General features: G+C 73.7%; 18 protein-coding genes. 14 read left to right on the top strand and 4 right to left on the bottom strand.

The window, feature by feature from the left end:
• Positions 1–239 precede the first annotated feature (239 nt).
• Positions 240–2,483: a cytochrome P450/oxidoreductase gene (locus ACZ5GT_RS24290; RefSeq protein WP_469029608.1), complete on the bottom strand. Its 2,244-nt coding sequence runs from the start codon at positions 2,481–2,483 to the stop codon at positions 240–242.
• A gap of 212 nt (positions 2,484–2,695) precedes the next feature.
• Positions 2,696–3,778, bottom strand: a complete 1,083-nt coding sequence (locus tag ACZ5GT_RS24295; RefSeq protein WP_469029611.1) for an NAD(P)-dependent alcohol dehydrogenase — start codon at positions 3,776–3,778, stop codon at positions 2,696–2,698.
• A 172-nt stretch (positions 3,779–3,950) separates the two neighbouring features.
• On the opposite strand from ACZ5GT_RS24295, the gene ACZ5GT_RS24300 reads away from it, so the two are divergent.
• From ACZ5GT_RS24300 to ACZ5GT_RS24335, 8 genes are all read left to right on the top strand, one after another.
• Complete coding sequence (locus ACZ5GT_RS24300; protein ID WP_469029614.1) at positions 3,951–5,399, top strand: aldehyde dehydrogenase family protein; 1,449 nt, start codon at positions 3,951–3,953, stop codon at positions 5,397–5,399.
• Between the two features lie 12 nt (positions 5,400–5,411).
• On the top strand, positions 5,412–6,617 hold the full coding sequence (locus ACZ5GT_RS24305) for a PucR family transcriptional regulator (RefSeq protein ID WP_469029617.1): 1,206 nt from the start codon (positions 5,412–5,414) through the stop codon (positions 6,615–6,617).
• Between the two features lie 575 nt (positions 6,618–7,192).
• Complete coding sequence (locus tag ACZ5GT_RS24310) at positions 7,193–8,215, top strand: alcohol dehydrogenase catalytic domain-containing protein (protein ID WP_469029620.1); 1,023 nt, start codon at positions 7,193–7,195, stop codon at positions 8,213–8,215.
• Positions 8,212–9,588: an amidohydrolase family protein gene (locus ACZ5GT_RS24315; protein WP_469029623.1), complete on the top strand. Its 1,377-nt coding sequence runs from the start codon at positions 8,212–8,214 to the stop codon at positions 9,586–9,588. The genes ACZ5GT_RS24310 and ACZ5GT_RS24315 overlap by 4 nt, the downstream gene beginning before the upstream one ends.
• Positions 9,589–9,949: 361 nt before the next feature.
• The gene (locus ACZ5GT_RS24320) at positions 9,950–11,038 is read left to right on the top strand and encodes a BMP family ABC transporter substrate-binding protein (protein WP_469029626.1); all 1,089 of its coding nucleotides are present in this window, start codon (positions 9,950–9,952) and stop codon (positions 11,036–11,038) included.
• Positions 11,039–11,068: 30 nt separating this feature from the next.
• Positions 11,069–12,640, top strand: coding sequence for an ABC transporter ATP-binding protein (locus ACZ5GT_RS24325; protein WP_469029629.1), 1,572 nt, complete (start codon positions 11,069–11,071; stop codon positions 12,638–12,640).
• Positions 12,637–13,818, top strand: a complete 1,182-nt coding sequence (locus ACZ5GT_RS24330; protein WP_469029632.1) for an ABC transporter permease — start codon at positions 12,637–12,639, stop codon at positions 13,816–13,818. Before ACZ5GT_RS24325 ends, ACZ5GT_RS24330 begins: the two co-directional genes overlap by 4 nt.
• Complete coding sequence (locus ACZ5GT_RS24335) at positions 13,815–14,729, top strand: ABC transporter permease (protein WP_469029635.1); 915 nt, start codon at positions 13,815–13,817, stop codon at positions 14,727–14,729. Before ACZ5GT_RS24330 ends, ACZ5GT_RS24335 begins: the two co-directional genes overlap by 4 nt.
• Before the next feature lie 108 nt (positions 14,730–14,837).
• Here ACZ5GT_RS24335 and ACZ5GT_RS24340 read toward each other — a convergent pair whose 3' ends face one another.
• Positions 14,838–15,872, bottom strand: a complete 1,035-nt coding sequence (locus ACZ5GT_RS24340) for an aldo/keto reductase (RefSeq protein ID WP_469029638.1) — start codon at positions 15,870–15,872, stop codon at positions 14,838–14,840.
• A gap of 187 nt (positions 15,873–16,059) precedes the next feature.
• On the opposite strand from ACZ5GT_RS24340, the gene ACZ5GT_RS24345 reads away from it, so the two are divergent.
• The 6 genes from ACZ5GT_RS24345 (at position 16,060) to ACZ5GT_RS24370 (ending at position 20,364) form a co-directional block, all read left to right on the top strand.
• Positions 16,060–16,512, top strand: coding sequence for a VOC family protein (locus tag ACZ5GT_RS24345; protein WP_469029641.1), 453 nt, complete (start codon positions 16,060–16,062; stop codon positions 16,510–16,512).
• The gene (locus ACZ5GT_RS24350) at positions 16,497–16,946 is read left to right on the top strand and encodes a nuclear transport factor 2 family protein (protein WP_469029645.1); all 450 of its coding nucleotides are present in this window, start codon (positions 16,497–16,499) and stop codon (positions 16,944–16,946) included. The genes ACZ5GT_RS24345 and ACZ5GT_RS24350 overlap by 16 nt, the downstream gene beginning before the upstream one ends.
• A gap of 158 nt (positions 16,947–17,104) precedes the next feature.
• Positions 17,105–17,965 carry a fumarylacetoacetate hydrolase family protein gene (locus tag ACZ5GT_RS24355; RefSeq protein WP_469029650.1) on the top strand — a complete coding sequence of 287 codons (861 nt, stop codon included), beginning with the start codon at positions 17,105–17,107 and terminating at the stop codon, positions 17,963–17,965.
• Positions 17,966–17,991: 26 nt separating this feature from the next.
• The gene (locus ACZ5GT_RS24360) at positions 17,992–19,155 is read left to right on the top strand and encodes an amidohydrolase family protein (protein WP_469029653.1); all 1,164 of its coding nucleotides are present in this window, start codon (positions 17,992–17,994) and stop codon (positions 19,153–19,155) included.
• A gap of 82 nt (positions 19,156–19,237) precedes the next feature.
• The gene (locus tag ACZ5GT_RS24365; RefSeq protein WP_469029655.1) at positions 19,238–20,011 is read left to right on the top strand and encodes an aldolase/citrate lyase family protein; all 774 of its coding nucleotides are present in this window, start codon (positions 19,238–19,240) and stop codon (positions 20,009–20,011) included.
• On the top strand, positions 20,008–20,364 hold the full coding sequence (locus tag ACZ5GT_RS24370) for a cupin domain-containing protein (protein WP_469029658.1): 357 nt from the start codon (positions 20,008–20,010) through the stop codon (positions 20,362–20,364). The genes ACZ5GT_RS24365 and ACZ5GT_RS24370 overlap by 4 nt, the downstream gene beginning before the upstream one ends.
• A gap of 65 nt (positions 20,365–20,429) precedes the next feature.
• Here the strand turns inward: ACZ5GT_RS24370 and ACZ5GT_RS24375 are convergent, their stop codons facing one another.
• A complete protein-coding gene (locus ACZ5GT_RS24375; protein ID WP_469029661.1) occupies positions 20,430–21,227 on the bottom strand; it encodes an IclR family transcriptional regulator in 798 nt (265 codons plus the stop codon).
• Positions 21,228–21,241: the final 14 nt, after the last annotated feature.

A 21,241-nucleotide genomic window follows, 5' to 3' on the forward strand; every position in this document is an offset into this window, starting at 1 on the left:
TTCGTGGAAGGGATGGGCCGACGCTATGAACGTCCCTTTGCCATGGCGTTTCGGGTGCGGGTCCGCGCCGTAACCGTGTCACGCGATGCGATACGGCGTCTCGCATGAGGTGGGCCGCGGCGGGGTCGGGGTGCGCGTGCGCGCAGGCCGCAGCGCGGTCCGGCGGGGGGGCGTGACGACAGTCCTGGTGCCGGACCGCGCTGCGGCGGGGTGACGGTGGGTCGGGGGGCGGGCGGTGCTCAGAGGTCGAGTACGAGCCGGTCGCCCCGGCAGCGGCCGACGCAGATCATCATCGTGCGCCCGGCGTCGCGTTCCTCGTCGCTGAGCACTGAGTCGCGGTGCTCGGGCGTGCCGGCGAGGACGCGGGTCTCGCAGGCGCCGCAGTATCCCTTCTCGCAGTCGTAGGACAAGCCGCTGACGGCGTCGCGCAGGACCTCGATGAGGCGGCGGTCGGCCGGCACGGTGAGCGTGCCGCCGGTCCGTGCGAGCCGGACCTCGAAGGGGCGGTTCGCCGTGGTGTCGAACGCCGTTTCGAGGTCGTCGCCGGCGGCGAAGCGTTCCAGGTGCAGCCGGTCGGTGAGTCCCAGGCGGGCGGACTCGTGCTCGACCGCCGCGAGCATGGGGGCGGGTCCGCAGGCGTACACCGCGGTGTCCGCGTCCAGTCCGCCCAGCAGCCGGGGGAGGTCCGGCAGCCCGGCCTCGTCCTGCGGGAGGAGGGTCAGCGCGTCACCGGCGACGGCGGCGAGTTCGCCGGCGAACGCCATCGTCGCCCGGGTGCGCCCGCCGTATACGACGGAGTAGGGCGTGCCGCGTCCGGCGGCCTCGCGGACCATGGCCAGGATCGGTGTGACGCCGATACCGCCGGCGAGGAAGAGGTAGGACGGCGCGTCCACGAGCGGGAAGTGGTTGCGCGGCCCGCGCACCGTGAACGTGGCTCCCAGGCGGGCGAGTTCGTGGAGCTCGGCCGACCCGCCCCTCCCCCGGGGCTCGCGCAGGACACCGATCCGCCACGTCGTGGTGTCGGCGGGGTCCCCGCACAGCGAATACTGGCGCAGCCTGCCCGAGGGCAACCGCAGTTCTATGTGCGCGCCGGGCCGCCACGCGGGCAGTTCGCCCCCGTCCGGCAGGCCGAGGCCGACGGCCACGACGCCCTCGGCCGCCGCGCGCACCGACGTCACCCGCAACGGGGTGGGCGTGGTCAGCGCGCGGGCCGCGCCGGTCGTCCCGGTCGCCCGGGCGCCGGGGGTGAAGACCACCGGGATCGCGTCCCAGCCGGACTGGTTGCCGCGGGTCGGGTAGGGCACCAGCCCTTCCTCGATCACCCGGTAGTCGGGCAGCCGGGTCAGGACCTGCGTCATCATCGCGCGGAACATGGCACGGGCCAGGTGGGCGCCCGCGCACCGGTGCGATCCGATGCCGAAGCTGAGGTGCCGGCTGGCGTCGCGGTCCAGCCGTACCCGCTCGGGGTCGGGGAAGACCGCCGGGTCGTGGTTCGCGGCGACCCACGGAATCAGCACCCGGTCGCCCGCACGCATCGGACAGCCGCCGACCTCGGTGTCCCGGGTGACGGTGCGCGCCATCGACTGCGACGGGGCGAACGCGCGGAGGAATTCCTCGGTCGCGGTGTCCAGCAGGTCGGGGGAGTCGGTCAGCCGGCGGCGCTGCTCGGGGTGGCGGGCCAGGTGCACCAGGGTCGACCCGGTCAGGGAGGTGGTGGTGTCGACGCCGCCCGCGATGAGCAGGCCGATCACCGACACCAGCTCGTCCTCGCCGAACTCGGCGCCGTCGGCGGTCCGCCCGGCCACCAGCGCGCTGACCGCGTCGGCCCGGGGCGCCGTGCGGCGGTCGGCGATCAGCTCGCGGATGCGACGGTCCATGTAGGCCAGTCCGGCGGCGCCGCGTGCGGCGCGCTCGCTGTCGGCCGGCGCGGCGAAGATGTCGTGCACCGGGCCGGCCAGCTTCGCCCAGTCGTCCTCGGGGAAACCGAGCCAGTCCAGGGTGACCGCGGCCGGCAGCGGGTTGGTGAGGTCGCGGACGAAGTCGCAGGAGCCGTGCTCGATGAACTCGTCCACGACGCGGGCGGCGTGGCGCTCGATCATGGGCACCAGCCGCTCGACCGCCTCCGGGGTCAGCAGCGGGTTGATCAGCTTCCGGTACTCGGCCGACCGGGGCGGGTCGAGCTCGATCGGGTACTGCTCGAGTCCCGGGCCCTTGGGGATGACGATGCCGACCCCCTGGCCGCCGTGGTCGCTGCGGGCGGAGGAGAAGGTCGCGTCGTCGCGGGCGATGCGGGCCACGTCGGCGTACCGCGTCGTGTAGTGGAAGCCGCCGTGGGCGGCCGAGCGGCCCACCGGGCAGCTCTCCCGGAAACGCGCGTAGTAGGAGACCGGGTCGGCGTTGGCGTCGTCGGAGTGGTGGTCGAAATCGCCGGGCCGGTCGGGTTCCATGCGCTGGTCGAATGCGAGGTCGATGTCGGCGGACATGGTGGGCACGCTCCACGTGCTCGGGCCTGTGCGCGGTGTTGTCCGGCCGCGCCACCGGATGTCTGCTGCCTCATCGGCGGTCCGGTCACCTTAAGATGCCGCCGCCCGTGTGACAACGCCTGGCGGGACACCGTCTCGCGGAAACACCGTCCCGGCGCCTCGACGACGGCGCCCGGCAGGTCGGAGCGACACGTGCCCCGGCGACCAGGGGGTCAGAAGGTCAGCACGGCCTTGCCGACCGATCCGGAACGGACGGCCGCGACGGCCTCGTTGATCTGCTCGAAGGGGAAGTAGGTGATCATCCGCTCGACGGGGAACCGGCCCTTGGCGTTGAGGTCGAGCAGCCGCGGCAGGAACAGCTGCGGCAGGCTGGAGCCCGCGATGATGCCGGTCACGGTGCGGCCGTTGAGGATGCTGCGCCACTCGAAGCTCATCGACTCGCTGGGGCCGATGCCGATGACACCGGCGCGGCCGAGCGGCCCGAGGGCCTCCACCGCGACGCGCAGGACGTCCTCGCGTCCGGTGGTGTCGATCACGAAGTCGAACCCCTCCGGGACGAGCGCGGCCAGCTGCTCGGCGGCGCCCCCCGCCGAGGAGTCGACGGTGTGCGTGGCGCCGAAGCCGCGCGCCGCCTCCAGCTTGGCCGGGTTCACGTCCACAGCGGCGACGACCTCGCAGCCGCTCAGCGAGGCGGCGATGAGGGCGGCCACGCCGACGGCTCCGGCGCCGAACACCGCGATCGACGAGCCGGGGCGCGGCTGCAGCACGTTGAGCACGCCGCCGGCGCCGGTCTGGAAGCCGCAGCCGAAGGGCCCGGCCCGCAGCAGGTCCAGTGACGGGTCGATCCTGACGACCGCCCGCTCCGGGGCGACCACATGGCTGGCGAACGACGACTGGCCGAGGAAGTGGGCGTTGACCTCGCGCCCCTCGTGGGTCACCGCGGTGGAGCCGTCGGGCCGGCGGCCGGAGAAGTTCACCGCGTCGAAGCTCCGGCAGTAGGCGGGCGAGCCGGTGCGGCACAGCGCGCAGGTGCCGCACGACGTGAAGGACATGGCGACGTGGTCACCCGGGCGCACCGAGGTGACGTGCGCCCCGACCTTCTCGACGACGCCCGACCCTTCGTGCCCGAGCAGCGCGGGCGTGGGGAAGAAGGTGGCGAACTCGAGGTCGGTACCGCAGATGCCGACGCCGGCGACGCGGACGAGCACCTCGTCGGGGCGGGGCTCTTCCAGGTCCACCTCGGTCAGGACGAACGGCTGCCCGGGTTGTTCCAGCAGAGCGGCGGTGGCGCGCACAAGGCCTCCTCGGTGACTAGCACTGTCTCGCACTGACTCGCACTGGCCGCGGTGACCGGCGCTGTCTCGCACTGGTCCGCGATGACCGGCGCTGTTCCGCAGCGCCTCACGGTGCCTCGCAATGCGAGATCGCATATTGACATGCGCGATATGACCGGTCAAGGTTCCCCCTATGGCGGCTGTTGACTTCCCTTCTTCCCAGCACTTCATCGACGGCGAGTGGGTCGCGGCCCGCAACGGCGGCACGCTGGACGTCCTCGATCCGGCCACTCAGCAGGTGATCACGCGGACGGCCCGGGCGGGCGGCGCCGACGTCGACGACGCGGTCGCCGCGGCGCGCCGCGCCTTCCCCGCCTGGGCGGCGACCAGCCCGAGCGAACGCGGGGCACTGCTCCGGCGCTGGGCCGACCTGATCATGACCGAGGTCGAGGCGCTCGCGGCCGTGGAGGCGCGGGACGTGGGCAAGCCGTTGTCCGGGGGCCGGACGAACGTCTACATCGCCCACGGCATCATCGACTACTTCGCCGGCGCGGCCGACAAGCTCACCGGAGTGACGCTGCCGACCCGCAGCCCCGACTACCTCGGCTACACCGTTCCCGAGCCGTACGGCGTGTGCGCCGTCGTCATCCCGTGGAACGTGCCCGCCGTGCTGACCGCGGCGAACGTCGCACCGGCGCTCGCCGCGGGCAACACGGTCGTCCTCAAGCCGTCCGAGATCGCGCCGCTGGCCCCGTTCGCCCTCGTCGAACTCGCCCGCCGCGCCGGTTTCCCGCCGGGCGTGATCAACGTCGTCACGGGACTCGGCCCCGAGGCCGGCGTGGCGCTCACCTCGCACCCGGACGTCGGCCACATCAGCTTCGTCGGCTCCACCGCGACCGGGCGGGCGATCATGGCGGCCGCGGCGCGGAATCTCGTCCCGGTGAAACTGGAACTCGGCGGCAAGTCACCGAACGTGCTCTTCGCCGACGCGGACCTGGACACGGCGATCCCGGCGATCGTCGCCTCGATCACCGAGAACGCCGGCCAGAACTGCTACGCCGGCTCCCGGCTGCTCGTGGAGGCCTCGGTGCACGACGAGGTCGTGGAACGGATCGCCGCCGCCATGACCGCGGTCAGGACCGGGCCCTGGGAGGCCGACCTGGACATGGGTCCGCTGGTCAGCGCCGCGCAGTTCGACCGGGTCAGCGGCTTCCTCGCGAACGCCCCCCGGGAGGGGGCGCGGCTGGTCACCGGCGGCGCGCCCACCGGTGACGGGTGGTTCGTCCGGCCTACGGTGTACGACCGGGTGGACGCGGGCATGCGCGTCGCTCGCGAGGAGGTCTTCGGCCCGGTGCTCGCCGTCCAGTCCTTCCGCGGCGCCGCCGAGGCGACCGAGCTGATGAACGCCACCGACTTCGGCCTGCTGGCCTGCATCTGGACCAACGACATCTCCCGGGCCCTGCGGCTGGCGAAGGACGTCCGCTCCGGGCAGGTCGCGGTCAACCAGTTCCACGACGCGGGAGTGATCGGCTTCCCGTTCAACATGCAGAAGGACAGCGGCTTCAGCCGGGGCGGCGGGTACGCCGCGCTGCGCGAGTACACGCAGGAGAAGGGCGTGGCCGTCCGGCTGCTGGACCGCTGAGAGCGAGGGCGCATGGGTATCACCACCGTCGGAGCGTGGTCCGGAGCGGCCCGGGGAGGGCCGGGACCGGACGCCGAACCCGCCGCCCTGGAGCGGGAACTGACCGAGGCCGTGCTCGCCGGCGCCGCGCGCTCGGACGTGCTCCGCGCGCTGTGCGGGGCGACCGGGCGGCACGCGCGCCTGCTGTCCGCGCGGGGCGTGCCGCTGGCGGCCACCGACGGCGGCGCCGGCCTGCCGGCCGCGGTGGCGCACGGCGTGCTCGCCGGCACGGCCGGACCGGCGGTCGAGACACTCGACGGGCTGCGGGCGACGGCGCTGCCGGTGCGGGCCGGGGCGACCGTGGCCGGGGTGCTGCTGAGCCTGGGTCCCGTCGATCCCCGGGTACGGGCGCTGGCGGGCGCCGCCGTCACCGCGCTGCTCATCGACGCCGTGCGCGCGGGCGAGGAGTACGCCGAGTCTCCTCCGCGGCACACACCGGCCGACGTCGTCGCGGCGCTGCGGTCCGGCACGGTGAGCCCGTCGCAGCGGGCGGCGGCCGCGTCGCTGGGGATCGACCCGCAGCGGCCGCCTGCCGGTGCCGTACTGCACTACGGCGGCTCCCGGCTGCGCGCCTGGTCCACCGCGCTCGCCTGGCTGGAGCACCCGGTACAGCAGGAGGGGCGTGCGGCGTGGACGGTGGTGCCGGGTGAGGCCGTGCTCGCCCGGCTGCGCGACCGGCTGCGGCTGATGACCGGCGACGAGTCGGCGGACCGGGTCGTCGCGGCGAGCGGCTCCCGTCCCGACTCGCCCGAGGACCTGGCACGGTCCTTCACCGAAGCCGAACGGCTGCTCGGTCTGGCCCGGGCCCGGCACGTCCCGCTGCTCACCTACGACGACTGCGGGGTCGTCCAGATGCTGCTGCCGCTCCCCCGCGCCCGGCTGGAGGCGTACGCCGAGGCGCACCTCGGGCCGGTCCTGCGGCGCCCCGAGCTGATGGCCACCCTGCGCGCCTGGCTGGCCGAGCGGGGCAGCCGGCAGAGCGTCTCCGAACAGCTCCACCTGCACCGCAACTCGGTGGGCTACCGGGTGCGGCAGATCAAGACCCTCCTCGGCACCGACCCCCTGCTGCCCGCAGCCGCGGCGGAACTCCATCTGGCGCTCGCGGCCCTGGACCTGCTCGCCGCCGACGACCGGCGCCTGCGCGGCGACGACGACGATGCGGCACCGGCCGTCCGCTGACCCCGCGGCCACCGCGCCGCACTGCGGCCCCCGCCAGGCCGCCACCCCCGCGGGTGCCACGCCATCCCCTGTTCGCTGCCCCCGCGCGCGACGCGCGCACGCGTGACCTCCGGCGCCCAGCCGCCGAACTCGCACCCCCGGACCCACGCGTGACCCCCCACGCCCGGCCGCCGACCCGCGCCATCGCCCGACTGCCGCCTCCGCGCACGACACGCCGCCGCCCGCCCCCGGACCCGCGCGTGACCTGCGCGCGCGAGGCGCGCCGTCGGGCGGGTGCCGCCCGCTGCGCGATGCGTGCCGGGCGGCTCGTCGCGGGGTGGGTGCCGGGCACCCGGCGCCGGGGCGCCGGCGGGTCGGCCGCGCCCGTGTTCACGCGGCAGCGTGCCCGTTTCCCACCCGCTCCGGCCTGCGCCGTGAGCGGTGCGGAGCCGAGCGCTCACACGAAAAACCTACGAAACGAAGATGTTCCACAGGAGCGTTGACACGGCCGTTCGGCGGGGGCAGAGTACCTCGCAATACGTTCCACCGACTCGCAATGCGAGACGGATGAGGGAGGAGGGCAGCCGGTGCGAGCCATGGTGCAGACCGATTTCGGAGGGCCCGAGGCCGTGTCCCCGCGGGAAGTCCCGGAACCGGTGTGCGGCCCCCGCGACGTCGTCGTCGAGGTCGAGTACTGCGGGCTGAACCGCCTGGACCTCCTTCAGCTCCGGGGGCCGGGCCTGCTCCCCGGCTTCCGCCTCCCCCATGTACCCGGCATGGACCTCGCCGGAACGGTGGTGGCGACCGGGACCGAGGTCGCCACGGTCGTTCCCGGTGACCGGGTCATCGCCGACCCCACCCAGGGCTGCGGCGGCTGCCCGCGCTGCGCGGTGGGCGACCGGGCCTACTGCGTCAGACCGCGCGTCCTCGGCGGCAACGCCCCGGGCGCGCTGGCCGAGTACGTACGGGCGTCCGCGGAATCGATCGTCCAGGTCCCCGACTCCGTGCCGCTCGCCGCGGCCGTCACCCTGCCCACCGCCTACGCGACGGCGTGGCACGCGGTCCACACCCTCGGCCGGCTCGCCGCCGGTGAGACCCTCGTCGTCCACGCGGGCGCCAGCGCCGTCAGCCTGGCGGCCATCGGGCTCGCCAGACGGGCCGGCGCCGGTGTCGTCGCCTTCGCCGGCAGCGACGCCAAGCGAGCCGCCGCCCGCGCGGCCGGCGCCGACCTGGTGCTGCCCAACGACGACCCCGACGCCATGAAGACGGTGTGGGACTTCGCCGACGGCGCCGGGGCGGACCTGGTCCTGGACCACGTCGGCACCGACACCTGGCGCACCTCGCTGGACTGCCTCGGCGTCCGCGGACGTCTGGTGATGATGGGCAACACCAGCGGCGACGAGGTGTCGTTCTCGCTCCGGGAGGTCTTCCACCGCGGCCTGAGACTGCTGGGCGCCGGCGGCTACACCTCGGCCGACTTCGTCGCCGCCGCCTCGGCCTGCTTCGCCGACGGACTGCACCTGCCCACCGCCGCCCGGTTCCCGCTCGGGGACCTGGCCGAGGCCTGGGACGTGCTCGCCGCCCGCGGCACCATCGGCAAGGTGGTGATCGAGCCGTGACCGATCTGCTGATCACCGGCGGCGACGTCGTCACGATGGACCCCGCCCGGCGCGTCCTCGCGGGTACGACGGTCGCCGTGTCCGGGGACAGCATCGCCGCGCTCGGCACCGCCGGGGAACTGCGGGCCCGCTTCCCGGGGGCGCGGGAGATCGACGCGTCGGGCTGCGTGGTGATCCCGGGCCTGGTCAATGCCCACCAGCACACCACCGTCGACCCGCTGGTGCGCAGCATGATCCCGGACGACATCGGCTCGCAGGAGTCGATCTTCGACTGGATCGTCCCGCTGCACGCCGCCGCCGACGGCGACGACGACGAACTGGCCGCGACGATCACCGCCGTGGAGTGCCTGTCCCGGGGCATCACCACGGTGCTGGAACCGGGCACGGTGGCCTTCCCGGAACGCGCCGCCGCGGGCCTCGGCGCCGCGGGCGTCCGCGCGCGGGTCGGCGGCTGGGGCTGGGACGCCGAGGGCGTGCCGCTCGGCGCGCCCGCCGGCGAGGTGCTCGCCCGGCAGGAGGACATCGTGCGCTCGCTGCCGGCCACCGGTCCGGTCACCGGCTGGGTGACGCTGGTCGGCCACGACCTGGTGAGCGACGAACTCCTCACCGGGGCGGCGGACCTGGCCGAACGGCTCGGCACCGGACTGACCTGGCACATCTCGCCGGGCCCGGCCGACGTCGACGCGTACGCGCTGCGCTGCGCGCGCCGTCCGGTGGTCCACTTCCGCGAACTCGGGGTGCTCGGGCCGCGCCTGCTGCTGGGCCACGCCGTGTGGCTCGACGACGCCGAGGTCGACGCGATCCTGGAGACCGGTACCGCGGTCGCCGCCTGCCCGGGCGCCTACCTGCGGCTCGCCCAGGGGTACACGCGCGGGTCGCGCCACGCCGAACTGGTACGCCGGGGCGGCCGGGTGGCCCTGGGCTGCGACGCGCACAACGCGGGCGACGCCCCGGACGTCCTGCTGGCCGCCTACCTGTTCGCCGCCCTGGAACGCGACCGTGACCTGCCCGACCCGGTCCGTGCCGAGCAGGCCTTCGCCCTCGCCACCGTCGACGGCGCCGAGGCGATCGGGCTCGGCGACCGGATCGGCTCCCTCGAAGTGGGCAAGGCCGCCGACATCGTCGTACTGGACACCGCCGATCCCGCCTGGATGCCCAGGGGTGACCTGGCCCGCCAGCTGGTCTGGGGCCATGTCTCCCGCACCGTCCGGGACGTGCTCGTCGACGGCCGTGTCGTCGTCCGCGACCGGCGGCCGACCGGCGTCGACCTCGCGGCCGTCGCCGAGGCCGCCGCCGAGCGGTCCGCCGCCCTGCTGCGGCGGGCCGGCCTCACCCCCCGCCCGGCCTGGCCGCAACCGGTGGCCACCCGGTAAGCCCGGCCCGGCCCGGAGAACCGGCGGCCACCCAGGGAGGGAGACCAACCGTTGAACGTCATGGACAGGTCCGGCCGACGATCACCCCACCGGCGTCCCGACGTACCCGACGTACCCGTCGCGGCCGTCGGCACCACCGCTGACGACCCGTCCGTCTCTCCCCCCTCCCCCTCCCCCGCACGGGGCCCTGCCGACCGATCACCCCACCCGGCGCCGTCACCGCCCCGCCGGGACGGCACCACCGAGCCACCCCCGAACCACACCCCGAGCGACTCCCCAGAACCACACCTCGAACCACACCTCGAACCACACCCCGAGCGACTCCACTGAGCTACACCCCCGAGCGAATGGAACGACGCACATGACCACGAGAAGCACCCTCCGCCGTCCCCGAGCCGCGGTCGGCCTCGCCCTCGCGGGAGCCCTCGCGCTCGCCGGCTGCGCCAGCAACGACGCGACCGCGGCCAAGACCGACACCTCGGCGAGCGACAGCAGCGGCTCCGGCCTCAAGCAGCCCGACCTCAACGGCGACGGCAAGGTCGTCATCGGCGTCCTCAGCCCCGGCGACATCAACGACCACGGCTACTACCAGAGCTTCGTCGACGGGGCGGACGCCTTCGCCAAGGAGAAGGGCTGGAAGGTCATCAAGCGCGGCAGCGTCCCCGTCAACGACGCGCTCAACGCGGCCCGCGCGCTGTGCCAGCAGAAGGTCGACCTGGTCGCGCTCGGCGCCAGCGAGCTGAAGAACGCCATCCCCGCCTCCGAGGAGCCGGTCTGCGCCAAGACCGCCTGGTACGTGCCCTCGTCGGCGAACATCGACCAGACCCCCAAGATCATGCTGTCCGCCGACGACCCGAACCAGTCCATGCTGGTCGCCGGCTACGCCGCGGGACTGAAGATGAAGACGGCCGGCGACACCAAGGCCGGGTTCATCACCGGCGCCAAGGCCGACTTCAGCGTCGCCGCCGCCAAGGCGTTCCTGGCCGGCATCCGCGAGGTCGTCCCGAAGGCCAAGTTGACCACCACCTACACCGGCGACTTCAACGACTCGGCCAAGGCCAAGGAGGCCACGCAGGCCCAGATCAGCCAGGGCGCCAAGGTCATCTACCCCTACCTCGGCGGCGCGACCGACGCCTCGGCCCAGCTGGCGAACGCCAACAAGGCGCTGACCCTCACGCCGGGCACCGACCGCTGCGACTCGACCAGCCCGAAGTTCGACATCTCCGTCATCTTCAGCCCCGGTGACTACTTCCGGGCCGCGCTGGAGGAGTTCGCCAAGAACAACCTCAAGATGGGCACCACACGGGTGTGGCAGCTCGGCGTCGACCCCTACCCGACCGTCAAGATCTGCGACGGCCAGGGCGACGAGGACCAGCGGCTCGCGCAGTTCATCAAGGACATCGGCAGCAAGAAGATCGACCCGGCCGCCGAGGTCAAGCGTCTTGGCTGACCTGCCGACACCGACGAGGAAGATGCAGCGATGACACCGACGGCCTCAGCGGTTCCCCTTCTCGAGCTGCACGGCATCACGAAGTCCTACGGACCGGTCACGGCCTGCGACGCGGTGGACCTCAGGGTCGACGCCGGGGAGATCCACGGACTCCTCGGCGAGAACGGGGCGGGCAAGTCCACCCTGATGAAGGTCCTGCTCGGGCTGGTCCGCCGGGACGCCGGCAGAGTCCTGGTGCGCGGTGAGGAGGTCGCGCTCGACAGCCCGCAGGAAGCGGCCGAGCTGGGCATCGGCATGGTGCACCAGCACTTCAGCCTCATCGACGCGCTGGCCGTGTGGGAGAACGTGGCACTCGGCGACAGCGGCAGGGTGGACAAGCAGGCCGTCTGCGCGGAGATCGCCGAGGTCTCCGCGCGGTACGGGCTGCCGATCGACCCCGCGGCACGCGTCGGAACCCTGTCGGCCGGCGAGCGGCAGCGGGTCGAGGTGGTGAAGTGCCTGCGGCGCGATCCCCAGATCCTGATCCTCGACGAGCCCACCTCGGTGCTCACCCAGGCCGAGTCGGAGGAACTGTTCGCGGTGCTCGGCCGGGTGGTGCAGGAGGAGGGGCGCGCCGTCATCCTCATCAGCCACAAGCTCGCCGAGATCGCCCGGGCCACGGACCGGGTGACGGTCCTGCGCAAGGGCCGGGTCGCCTTCCGGGCGGTCACCGCCGAGACCACCCCGCAGCTGCTGGCCCAGCAGATGGTGGGCCGTGAGGTGTCGCTGGGCGAGGAGGGCGCCGCCCTCGGCCTGCTGCCGGTGCGCAACACGCGCACCGCGCGGGACGGCGCCGACGGCGGCGGTGGGCACCAAAGCGGCGGGCACGTGCTGCGCCTCGCCGGGCTCACCGTGGAGCACGGCGGGGTCAGGGTGCTCGACGGCGTCGAGCTGACCGTCGGCGCGGGCGAGATCGTCGCCCTGTACGGCGTCGAGGGCAACGGCCAGGCCATGCTCGGCGACGTCCTGTCCGGGCTCGTCGTGCCGACCGCCGGCACCATCGAGGTCGCCGGGCAGGAGATCGACGTGACCCGGCCCGGCGCGCTGTCGAAGGCCGGCCTCGGCATCGTCCCGGAGGACCGGCACCAGAGCGGCGTCGTCCTCGACATGAGCGTCGCCGAGAACCTGACGATGAAGTCGCTCGACAAGGTCAGCGGCAGGTTCCTGGTGCGGCGGCGGGCGATGCTGGCCGAGGCCCGCCGCCTCGCCGACGAGTTCAACATCGTCACACCGTCGCTGGACGCGCCCGTGCGCAGCCTCTCCGGCGGCAACCAGCAACGGGTCGTGCTCGCGCGGGAGTTGTCGGGCCACACCCGGGTCCTGGTGGCCGCGCAGCCCACCCACGGGCTGGACGTCGGCGCCATCGAGGACATGTACGCCCGGCTGCGCGCGGCGGCCGACGGCGGCGTAGGAGTGCTGCTCATCTCCACCGAACTGGAGGAAGTCATGGCCCTTGCCAGCTGGATCGCGGTGATCTCCTCCGGGCGGATCACCGGCGCGCTTCCCGTCTCCGAGGCGACTCCCGAGCGGCTCGGCATGCTGGTCGGCGGTGAGGCCGCATGAGCACCGCCTCCCTGCCGGCCCCCGACGAGGTCGCCCGGCGCCTGCTCGCCCGGCTCCGTCCCGGGCGCGACGGCTGGCTGACGGCGGGCGTCACCGTCGTCCTCGTCGCCGTCGCGCTCGGCGCGTCCGCCGTGCTGCTCATGCTGACCGGCGCCTCGCCCGGCGCCTCGGTGGCCGCGATCTGGACCGGCAGCCTGGCCAACGCCACCGGCTGGACGATGACGCTGCTCAACGCGGCGCCGCTGCTGCTGGTCGCGGTCGGCGCGTGCGTCTGCGCGGCGGCCGGCACGTTCAACATCGGCCAGGAGGGCCAGGTGCTCATCGGCGGCCTGGCCGGAGCCTGGGTCGGACTGCGGCTGGCCATGCCCGGCCCGATGCTGGTCGTCGTGGTGATGGCCGCCGCGGCCGTCGGCGGCGGCGCCTGGGCCGCGCTCAGCGCGCTGATGTACCGCTACCGCGGCGTCAACGTCACGGTGAGCACCATGCTGATGACGTTCCTCGCCCTCCAGCTCGTCACCTTCGCGGTCAGCACCCCGTGGTTCCTCCAGGAGAGCGCGCAGGGCTCCTCCGGCATCGCCGACGCCCAGTCCAACCCGCTGCCCGCGGGGGCCCGGCTCGCGGACTTCGGGAAGTACCCGTCGCTGCAGCTCAACACGGGCCTGTTCATCGCGCTCGCCGCCGCGGCCGGCGTCGCCCTGGTGCTGGCCCGCAGCCGGTGGGGCTTCCGGGTGCGCATGGTCGGGCTGAACCGGCGCACGGCCCAGCACGCCGGGGTCCGGGTGGCCGCGCTCGGCGGTCTCACCCTCACGCTGTCCGGCGCCTTCGCCGGTCTCGCGGGCGGACTGCTGCTGGCCAGCCCGGTCAGCACCAACCGGCTGCAGGGCGGGCTCGCCGACAACGTCGGCTGGGACGGCCTGCTCGTCGCGCTGGTCGCCCGCAACCGCCCCCTGGTCTCGGTCCCGGTGGCGTTCGTGTTCGCGGTGCTGCGTTCGGGCGGCGACTTCCTGTCGGCCACCGGTGTGCCGTACTACCTCGTCGACGTCGTCAAGGCGCTGCTGGTCCTCGCGTTCGTCATACCGCCGCTGCTCGTCGACGTCCTCGGCCGACGGCGCGGAGCCAGGGCGTCGGCCGCGCCCGCCGTACCCGTCGTCCCGGCCAAAGTGAAGGTGGTCGCGTGAGCGCTCTGGACAGTACCTCCACCATTCTCGCCAGCGGCGTCCGGCTGACCGTGCCGCTCGCCCTCGCCGCCTGCGGCGAGTACGTGGCCGAGCGCGCCGGCACGATGAACATCTCCGTCGAGGCCATGATGCTCGGCTCCGCGTTCACCTCCGTCGCCGCCGCGAGCGCGACCGGCAGCGCCGCCACCGGCCTCCTCGTCGGCGTCCTGACCGGCCTCGTCATCGGCCTGGTGCACGGCAACCTCTCGCACCGGGCGCAGATCAACACCTTCGTCGTCGGCCTCGTGCTGAACGCGCTGGTGCTCGGTCTGACCAGCTACCTGATCACGACGCAGCAGTTCTCCTCGCACCAGGTCGGGGTCCTGTCCATCCCGCTCCTCGAGGACATCCCGGTCATCGGCAAGCCCCTGTTCGCCGTGCGCTGGCCCGCCTACCTCCTGATCCCGCTGATCGCGCTGACCTGGTGGCTGGTGGAGCGCGGCCGCTGGGGCCTGGAACTGCGGGCGGTGGGAGAGAACCCGCAGGCCGCCGACGTCACCGGCATCAAGGTCAACCTGCGGCGCCGCCAGGCACTGCTGTGGTGCGGCGCGATGGCCGGTCTCGGCGGCGCCTACCTGGCGGTCGGCGAGGTCGGCTCGTTCAACCAGAACATGACCGCCGGGCGCGGGTACATCGTCATCGCCGCGGTCATCTTCGGGGCGTGGCGGCTCGGCCGGACCCTGCTCGGCTGCCTGGTGTTCGGCCTCTCCGACGCGCTGCGCATGGCGCTGCCGCCGCTCGGGGTCACCCTCAACGCCCAGCTGCTCGTCGCGGCCCCGTACCTGCTGGCGCTGCTGGCCATGCTGCTGTTCACCACACAGCACCGGGAACCGGCCGCGCTGGGACGGCCCTTCGAGCGGGGGTCGGCCTGACGGACGGATCCGGCGCGAACACAGGCCGGCCCCGCGCGCTCGCGGGGCCGGCCTCCACTGTGGGCGCTGCCGGGCAGGTCTCCGCCGCGCGGTGGAGACCGGCCCGGCTCAACGGCGGCGCAGCGCCGCGTTCTCCAGCGCGGGCGGGGTGTGGCCGGTGTCGCGCGGGTTGAGCACGCTGCCCGGCGCGACGAGCCCGTCGATCCGGTCCAGCGCCTCGGCGGACAGCGGCCGGTCCACCGCCGTCAGTTGCGTCAGGAGCTGGTCGTGGGTGCGCGGCCCCATGACGGCCGAGGTGACGCCCGGATGGGCGAGCACGAACCGCAGGGCCAGTTCCACCAGCGTGCAGCCCTCGTCGGCGGCGAGGCGCACGAGTTCCTCCACGACCGCCAGCTTGCGCTCGCGCACCCGCTCGTCGGCGTAGTCGAAGTGGTCGCCGTTGGTCCGCGCGCGCGAGTCTCCCGCCGGTTCGGCGCCGGCCCGGTACTTGCCGGTCAGCCAGCCGCCGTTCAGCGGGCTCCAGACCATGACGCCCATCCGGTGCCGCTGCGCGGTGGGCAGCGCGGCGGCTTCCGCGTGCCGGGCCAGGACCGAGTACGACAGCTGCTCCACGGTGAACCGCTCACGGCCGGTGCGCCGTGCCGCCCACTGCGCCTCGACGATCTCCTCGGCGGGGAAGCTGGAGGTGCCGATCGCCCGTACCTTGCCCGCCCGCACCAGGTCACCGAGCGCGCCGAGGGTCTCCTCGACGTCGGTGCGGGGGTCGGGACGGTGGACGAGGTACACGTCGAGGTGGTCCGTGCCCAGCCGGCGCAGGCTGCCCTCCACGGCGCGGGTGATCCACAGCCGGGAGTTGCCGCGCCGGTTGCGGTCGAGCGGGTCGCCGGGCATCTCGTTGTGGAACTTCGACACCAGGACCACGTCGTCGCGCCGCCCCTTCAGGGCCCGGCCGAGGATCTCCTCCGATTCGCCGAAGGCGTACACGTCGGCGGTGTCGACGAAGTTGACCCCGGCGTCCAGCGCCGTCGCGACCATGCGGCGGCACTCCGCCTCGTCCGTGTTGCCCCAGGCCCCGAACATCATCGTGCCGAGGCACAGTGCGCTCACCTCGATGCCCGTCCCGCCCAGAATCCGGTACTGCACGCTTCGCCCTCGTCTTCCGTGTCGGCGCCCCCGCTGTCCCGCGCAGGCTCCCACGGGGGCAGGCCCGCGGCCGATGTCGCGGGGGGTCAGCGTTCCCGGCCCGCGTGTTGTGTCCGCAGCACATCGACCCGCGGCCGCGCGGGTGTCTAACCTCGAGGAAATTCGCACCTCTCACGATGGAGGCACTGTGGCCACCGGTCTCACCTCGGCCCGCTGGACTCACGTCGCGCTGCCCACCGGGGACCTCGACAAGGCGATCGAGTTCTACACCTCGCTGACCCCGCTGGTCGTGGTCGAGCGGTTCAAGGACGCCGACGGCGAGAGCGTCTGGCTCTCCAACGACATGCAGGTGGAGACGCCGTTCGTGCTCGTCCTGGTCTGCTTCGACAAGGACAGGGGCAACCAGCTGGGCCTGCTGCACCCGTTCGCGCACATCGGCATCGAGGTGCCGGCCCGCGAGGACGTCGACGCCATGGCGGACCGGGCCCGTGAACTGGGCTGCCTGCACTGGGAGCCCCGGCAGATGCCCGACCCGGTGGGCTACATCTGCGCCCTGAAGGACCCCGACGGCAACGTCGTCGAGATCTCGCACGACCAGCGGGTGTTCGACACCGTCCGGAAGAAGTGGGGTTCGGACTGACCGCCGACGACACAGGCAGAGCCTCGGAAGGAGACGCCGGGACCGGCACGGGCGCGGCCACCCGTGCCGCCGTCGAGGCGTACCTCGCGGCGCTGAACGCGCATGACGCCGACGCCGTGGCGGCCCGCGTGGCCGAGGACTTCGTCAACGACCACACGTCGTCGCTGGGACACAGCCGCCGGGGCCGCGCCGAGTACCGCGCGGCGCTGACCGGGTTCCTGGAGGAGTTCGGGGACCTGCGCTACGTGCCCGAGCGCGTCCTCGTCGACGGCGACTCGGCCGCGGTGCCGTACGTCATGACGTTCCGGATGCGCTCGGCGGGCGACCGCCCGGTGCGCGTCCGCGGGGTCTTCCTGTTCACCGTCGCCGACGGGCTCATCACCCGCCGCACCGACTACTGGGACAGCGGCGAGGTGCACCGCCAGCTCGCTTGACAGCACGCCAGGGGTGCACCCAACTGCCGTGCCCATCAACGGAGATGAGCCCTTCGACACCCCGTCCGCCGACCGCGCGGACGGGGTGTCGGCGCGTCCCGAACCAGGGCTTCCGTATCGCTTGACATGATGGCGTCTCGCAATAAAAGATGCTCGCCATGCGAGTAGTCACGACGCAGGCTGGCCTGGGCCGGATCGAGAACGGGGCTGTCGCCCTGTTGGCCACCGCTTTTCCGCACGTCGGCGCGGTCCTCGAACAAGAGGGCTCGCTGCACACCCTGGCGACCTGCGCGGTACGCCGGCGCATCCCCCTCGACGAGGCCGTCCTCACGGCGCCGCTGGGCCGTCCCGGCGCGGTGTGGGGCGTCGGGCTCAACTACGTGTCGAAGGCGGAGCTGACCGGCAGGGGGCTGCCCGAGCAGCCGATCCTGTACCTGGCCGCGTCGTCGGGCGTGCTGCCGCCCGGCGCGCGGGCGGTGATCCCGCCGGGCGCGGCCGAACCCGACTACGAGGGCGAGATCGCGGTGGTCGTCGGGCGCCGGCTGTACCAGGCGGCCGCCTCGGAGGTCTGGCCCGCCGTCGCCGGCGTCACCGCCGCCAACGACATGACGGCCCGGGATGTCATGCGCACCACCGGCACCCCCGCGCTCGCCAAGAGCTACCCGGGGTTCACCCCGCTCGGCGCGTCCGTCCGCACGGCCGACGAGCTCGCCGACGGCGAGCCGATCGCCGTACGGACCCGGGTCAACGGGCAGCTCGTCCAGGACGACACCAGCGCCGGAATGATCTTCCCGGTCGCCGATCTGCTCAGCAGGCTGTCCTGGTACGCCGCGCTCGAACCCGGCGACGTCGTCCTCACCGGAACCCCGGCCGGCACCGGCCAGGACCGCGCGTGCTTCCTCGCCGACGGCGACGAGGTGAGCGTCGAGGTGGACGGCGTACTGCCCCTCGTCACCCGCATCGTGCGTCCCGCGGACGCCGCACCGCGCGAGAAGCGGCTGGCCGAACCGGTCAGCTGACCGTCCCCTCACCCTGGAGCCCAGCGATGTCCCACTCCTCCAAGCCGTCCTACGACCTCGTCCTGGCCGGGGGCACCGTCATCGACCCGGCGTCGGGCACCAACTCCCGGCTCGACGTGGCGGTCACCGGTGACCGCATCGCCGCGATCGGGGAGGGCCTGGCGCCGGACGCGGCCCGCACGATCGACGTCACCGGCTCCACCGTGCTGCCGGGCCTCGTCGAGGGCCACACCCACATCTTCCAGTACGTCTCCGCCGTCGGCGCCCCCGCCGAGGAGGCCCATCTGCGGCGCGGCGTGGTCGCCGCGGCGGACGCCGGCACGGCCGGCGCCTCGACCTTCCCGGCCTTCCGCAAGCTGGTCGTCGAGGCCAACCCGATGCGCATCGTCAACTTCCTCAACGTCTCGGTGCTCGGCCTGATCGACTTCAGGTTCGGCGAGCTGCTGAACCCCGGCACCCTGGTCGCCGAGGACGCGCTCGCCACCGCCGAGGCCCACCCCGACATCGTGCGCGGTTTCAAGATCCGCCTCTCCGAGGACGTCGTCGGGGAGAACTGGGAGTCGCTGCTGAAGAAGTCCGTGGCGCTGGCCGAACAGGCCGGTCTCCCGCTGATGCTGCACATCGGCGAGACCGCCGAGCCGCTGCCCGTGGTCCTCGACCACCTGCGCCCCGGCGACATCGTGGCGCACTGCTACACCGGCAAGCCGCACGGCATCCTGGACGGCGACCACGTGCAGCCGGCCGTCGCCGCCGCCCGGGAGCGCGGTGTCCTGTTCGACTCCGCGCACGGCAAGAGCAACCTCAGCTTCGAGGTGGCCCGCCGGGCCATCGCCGACGGGTTCCTGCCCGACGTCCTCAGCTCCGACACCAGTGCCCGCAACTGGCGCGGCCCGGTGTTCGACCTGCTCACCAGCGTCTCCAAGCTGGTCGCGCTCGGCGCGCCGCTCGAGGAGTGCGTGCGCCGGGCCACCGTCGCACCGGCCCGGCTGCTCGGCCTCGACACCGAGGGCTACGGACGCCTGGAGGTCGGCGGGCGGGCCGACGTCACCGTCGTCACCGAGACCGACGAGGTCACTCTGCCCGACGCCGCGGGCAACACGATCGTCGCGCCGCGCCTGGAGCCGACGGTGGTGCTGCACGAGGGCGCCGAGGTCGACATCGTGCCGTGGCGCGGACTGCCGTCGGCCTGACACCCCGGTGCCGGCCTGACCCGTCGGTGCCGGCCGGTGCCGGCACACCCTCGCGACCCCCGTACGTCCTGTGGAGGATCCGATGACCGCCGGTGATGTCCGTCCGCTGCGGCGCCGGCTGCGCGCGGCCCTGACGGCGGAGTCACCCGCCGTCGGCACCTTCGTGAAGCTGGCGACGCCCGACGTGGTGGAGCTGGCCGCGGCGGCCGGGTTCGCGTTCGTGGTCGTCGACCTGGAACACGCCACCCTCACCGAGCGGGACGCCGTGGACCTGGTGCGCCACGCGGCCGTCTGCGGCCTGCCCGCCCTGGTCCGGGTGCCCGAGGTGGACGCCGCCGCCGTCAACCGGCTGCTGGAGGCCGGGGCGGCGGGCATCCAGCTGTCCATGCTCACCCGCGTCGCCCAGGCCGAGGCGCTGGTGGCGGCCACCCGGTTCGCCCCGGCGGGGCGCAGGTCGGTGAGCCTGGCCAACCGGGCCGCCGGGTTCGGCGCGCTTCCGCTGGCCGGCTTCCTGCGCGCCGAGCGGGACGACCCGCCGGTGCTGGTGGGCCAGATCGAGACGGCGCGCACCGACCCGTTGCCGGAGCTGGTCGCCGCGCTCGACGTGTGCTTCGTCGGCAGCACCGACCTGGCCGTCGACCTGGGCCTGCCCGCGGACCCGGCGGTGCTGCGGGCGGCCGTGGACCGGGTGCGGGCCGCCGCCCGGGCCGCCGGGGTGGCGTTCGGCGGCTGGGCGCCGGCCCGGGACCGCGCGGCGGACCTGGGCCTCGGCGCCGCCGACTACCTGATCGTCGGCTCGGACCTGCAGATGTTGGCGGCCGGCCTGCGGGCGGCCGCCGGAGAGGAGAAGCAGTGAGCACACGCAACGCGGCGCTCTTCGGCACCGTCGTCAACTGGGACGAGCTGCCGGTCACCCAGGTGCGGCCGGGCGTCCGGCGGCGCGTCTACGCCACGGACGAGGTGATGATCTGTCACCACGAGCTGGAGATCGGCATGGCGCTCAATCCGCACCGGCACGAGGATTTCGACCAGCTGGTCCACATCGCCGAGGGGCGCGCGAACTACCACGTGGACGGCGTCGCGCACGACATGCGCGCGGGCTCGTTCCTGCTGGTCCCGCGCGGCAGCGAGCACTACGTGGAGCCGACGGAGGCGCCTTGCGTGAACATCGACTTCTTCGTCCCGCCCCGGGCCGACCTGCTGCCCTGACGACGCACGGCGATGGCCCACCGCGGGAGCGGTGGGCCATCGCCGTGTTCCGTGCCGTGCGCGGGTCAGCCGCCGCCGGCCGCGTCCTCCGAGGTGCCCAGCCGCTGCGACAGCGCCCGGGCGGTCTCCACCAGCGCCTGGGCCATCGGCGACGAGACGTCGTCGGGAACCGTCGCCGTGGTCCCGACGATCGCGAGCGTCCCGCTGATCTTGTCGCCCTCGAAGATCGGCGCCGCGATGGTGCGGACCCCGTTGACGGTCGGGGAGTTGACCGACAGTCCGTGCTTGCGGATGGCGTCGAGCTCCTCGGTGAACTCCGGCGACCTGCGGACCGCGCGCGGCAGCGCCGGCACCTGCTCCGGGGACAGGAAGGCGAGGAAGACCCGGCCCTGCGCCGAGGACGTCAGGTTCAGGCGCGAGCCGACCCGGACGCTGATGCGCACCATGTGGTCGGTGTTGTCCACCGAGCGCACCACGGTCGCCGACTCGCCGTCCCAGACCGACAGCACGATCGTCTCGTCGATGCGCCGGACCAGTTCCTCCATGTACGGCTCGGCGGCGGCGACGATCGGCAGGCCGGCCCGCGCGGCCGCAGCGAGGGTGAGCACCTGGGGGCCGAGGGAGTAGAGCGAGGTGCGCTCGTCGTACCGCAGCAGGTTCGCCGCCCGCAGCGCCTTGGTGTAGCGGTGCGCGGTCGCCTTGCTGGCCCCGAGCCGCGCGGTGATCTCGTTCAGGCTCATGTGCGGCTTGCCGACCGTGAACGAGCCGAGGATCAGCGCGGCGCGCTCGACCGTCTGGATGGTCGGTGCGGTCCGGTCGGGACCGTCCTTCTCGTCGGTGCCGCGCTGCACCTTCGTGGCCATGGTCTTATCGCTCC

It is taken from the genome of Streptomyces sp. NPDC031340 (assembly GCF_055569945.1).

Coding starts and splice junctions, on each gene's coding strand:
- ACZ5GT_RS24360 (WP_469029653.1), top strand. CDS start 17,992: ATGTCCCACTCCTCCAAGCCGTCCTACGACCTCGTCCTGGCCGGGGGC.
- ACZ5GT_RS24305 (WP_469029617.1), top strand. CDS start 5,412: ATGGGTATCACCACCGTCGGAGCGTGGTCCGGAGCGGCCCGGGGAGGG.
- ACZ5GT_RS24375 (WP_469029661.1), bottom strand. CDS start 21,227: ATGGCCACGAAGGTGCAGCGCGGCACCGACGAGAAGGACGGTCCCGAC.
- ACZ5GT_RS24330 (WP_469029632.1), top strand. CDS start 12,637: ATGAGCACCGCCTCCCTGCCGGCCCCCGACGAGGTCGCCCGGCGCCTG.
- ACZ5GT_RS24310 (WP_469029620.1), top strand. CDS start 7,193: ATGGTGCAGACCGATTTCGGAGGGCCCGAGGCCGTGTCCCCGCGGGAA.
- ACZ5GT_RS24320 (WP_469029626.1), top strand. CDS start 9,950: ATGACCACGAGAAGCACCCTCCGCCGTCCCCGAGCCGCGGTCGGCCTC.
- ACZ5GT_RS24355 (WP_469029650.1), top strand. CDS start 17,105: ATGCGAGTAGTCACGACGCAGGCTGGCCTGGGCCGGATCGAGAACGGG.
- ACZ5GT_RS24325 (WP_469029629.1), top strand. CDS start 11,069: ATGACACCGACGGCCTCAGCGGTTCCCCTTCTCGAGCTGCACGGCATC.
- ACZ5GT_RS24290 (WP_469029608.1), bottom strand. CDS start 2,483: ATGTCCGCCGACATCGACCTCGCATTCGACCAGCGCATGGAACCCGAC.
- ACZ5GT_RS24300 (WP_469029614.1), top strand. CDS start 3,951: ATGGCGGCTGTTGACTTCCCTTCTTCCCAGCACTTCATCGACGGCGAG.
- ACZ5GT_RS24365 (WP_469029655.1), top strand. CDS start 19,238: ATGACCGCCGGTGATGTCCGTCCGCTGCGGCGCCGGCTGCGCGCGGCC.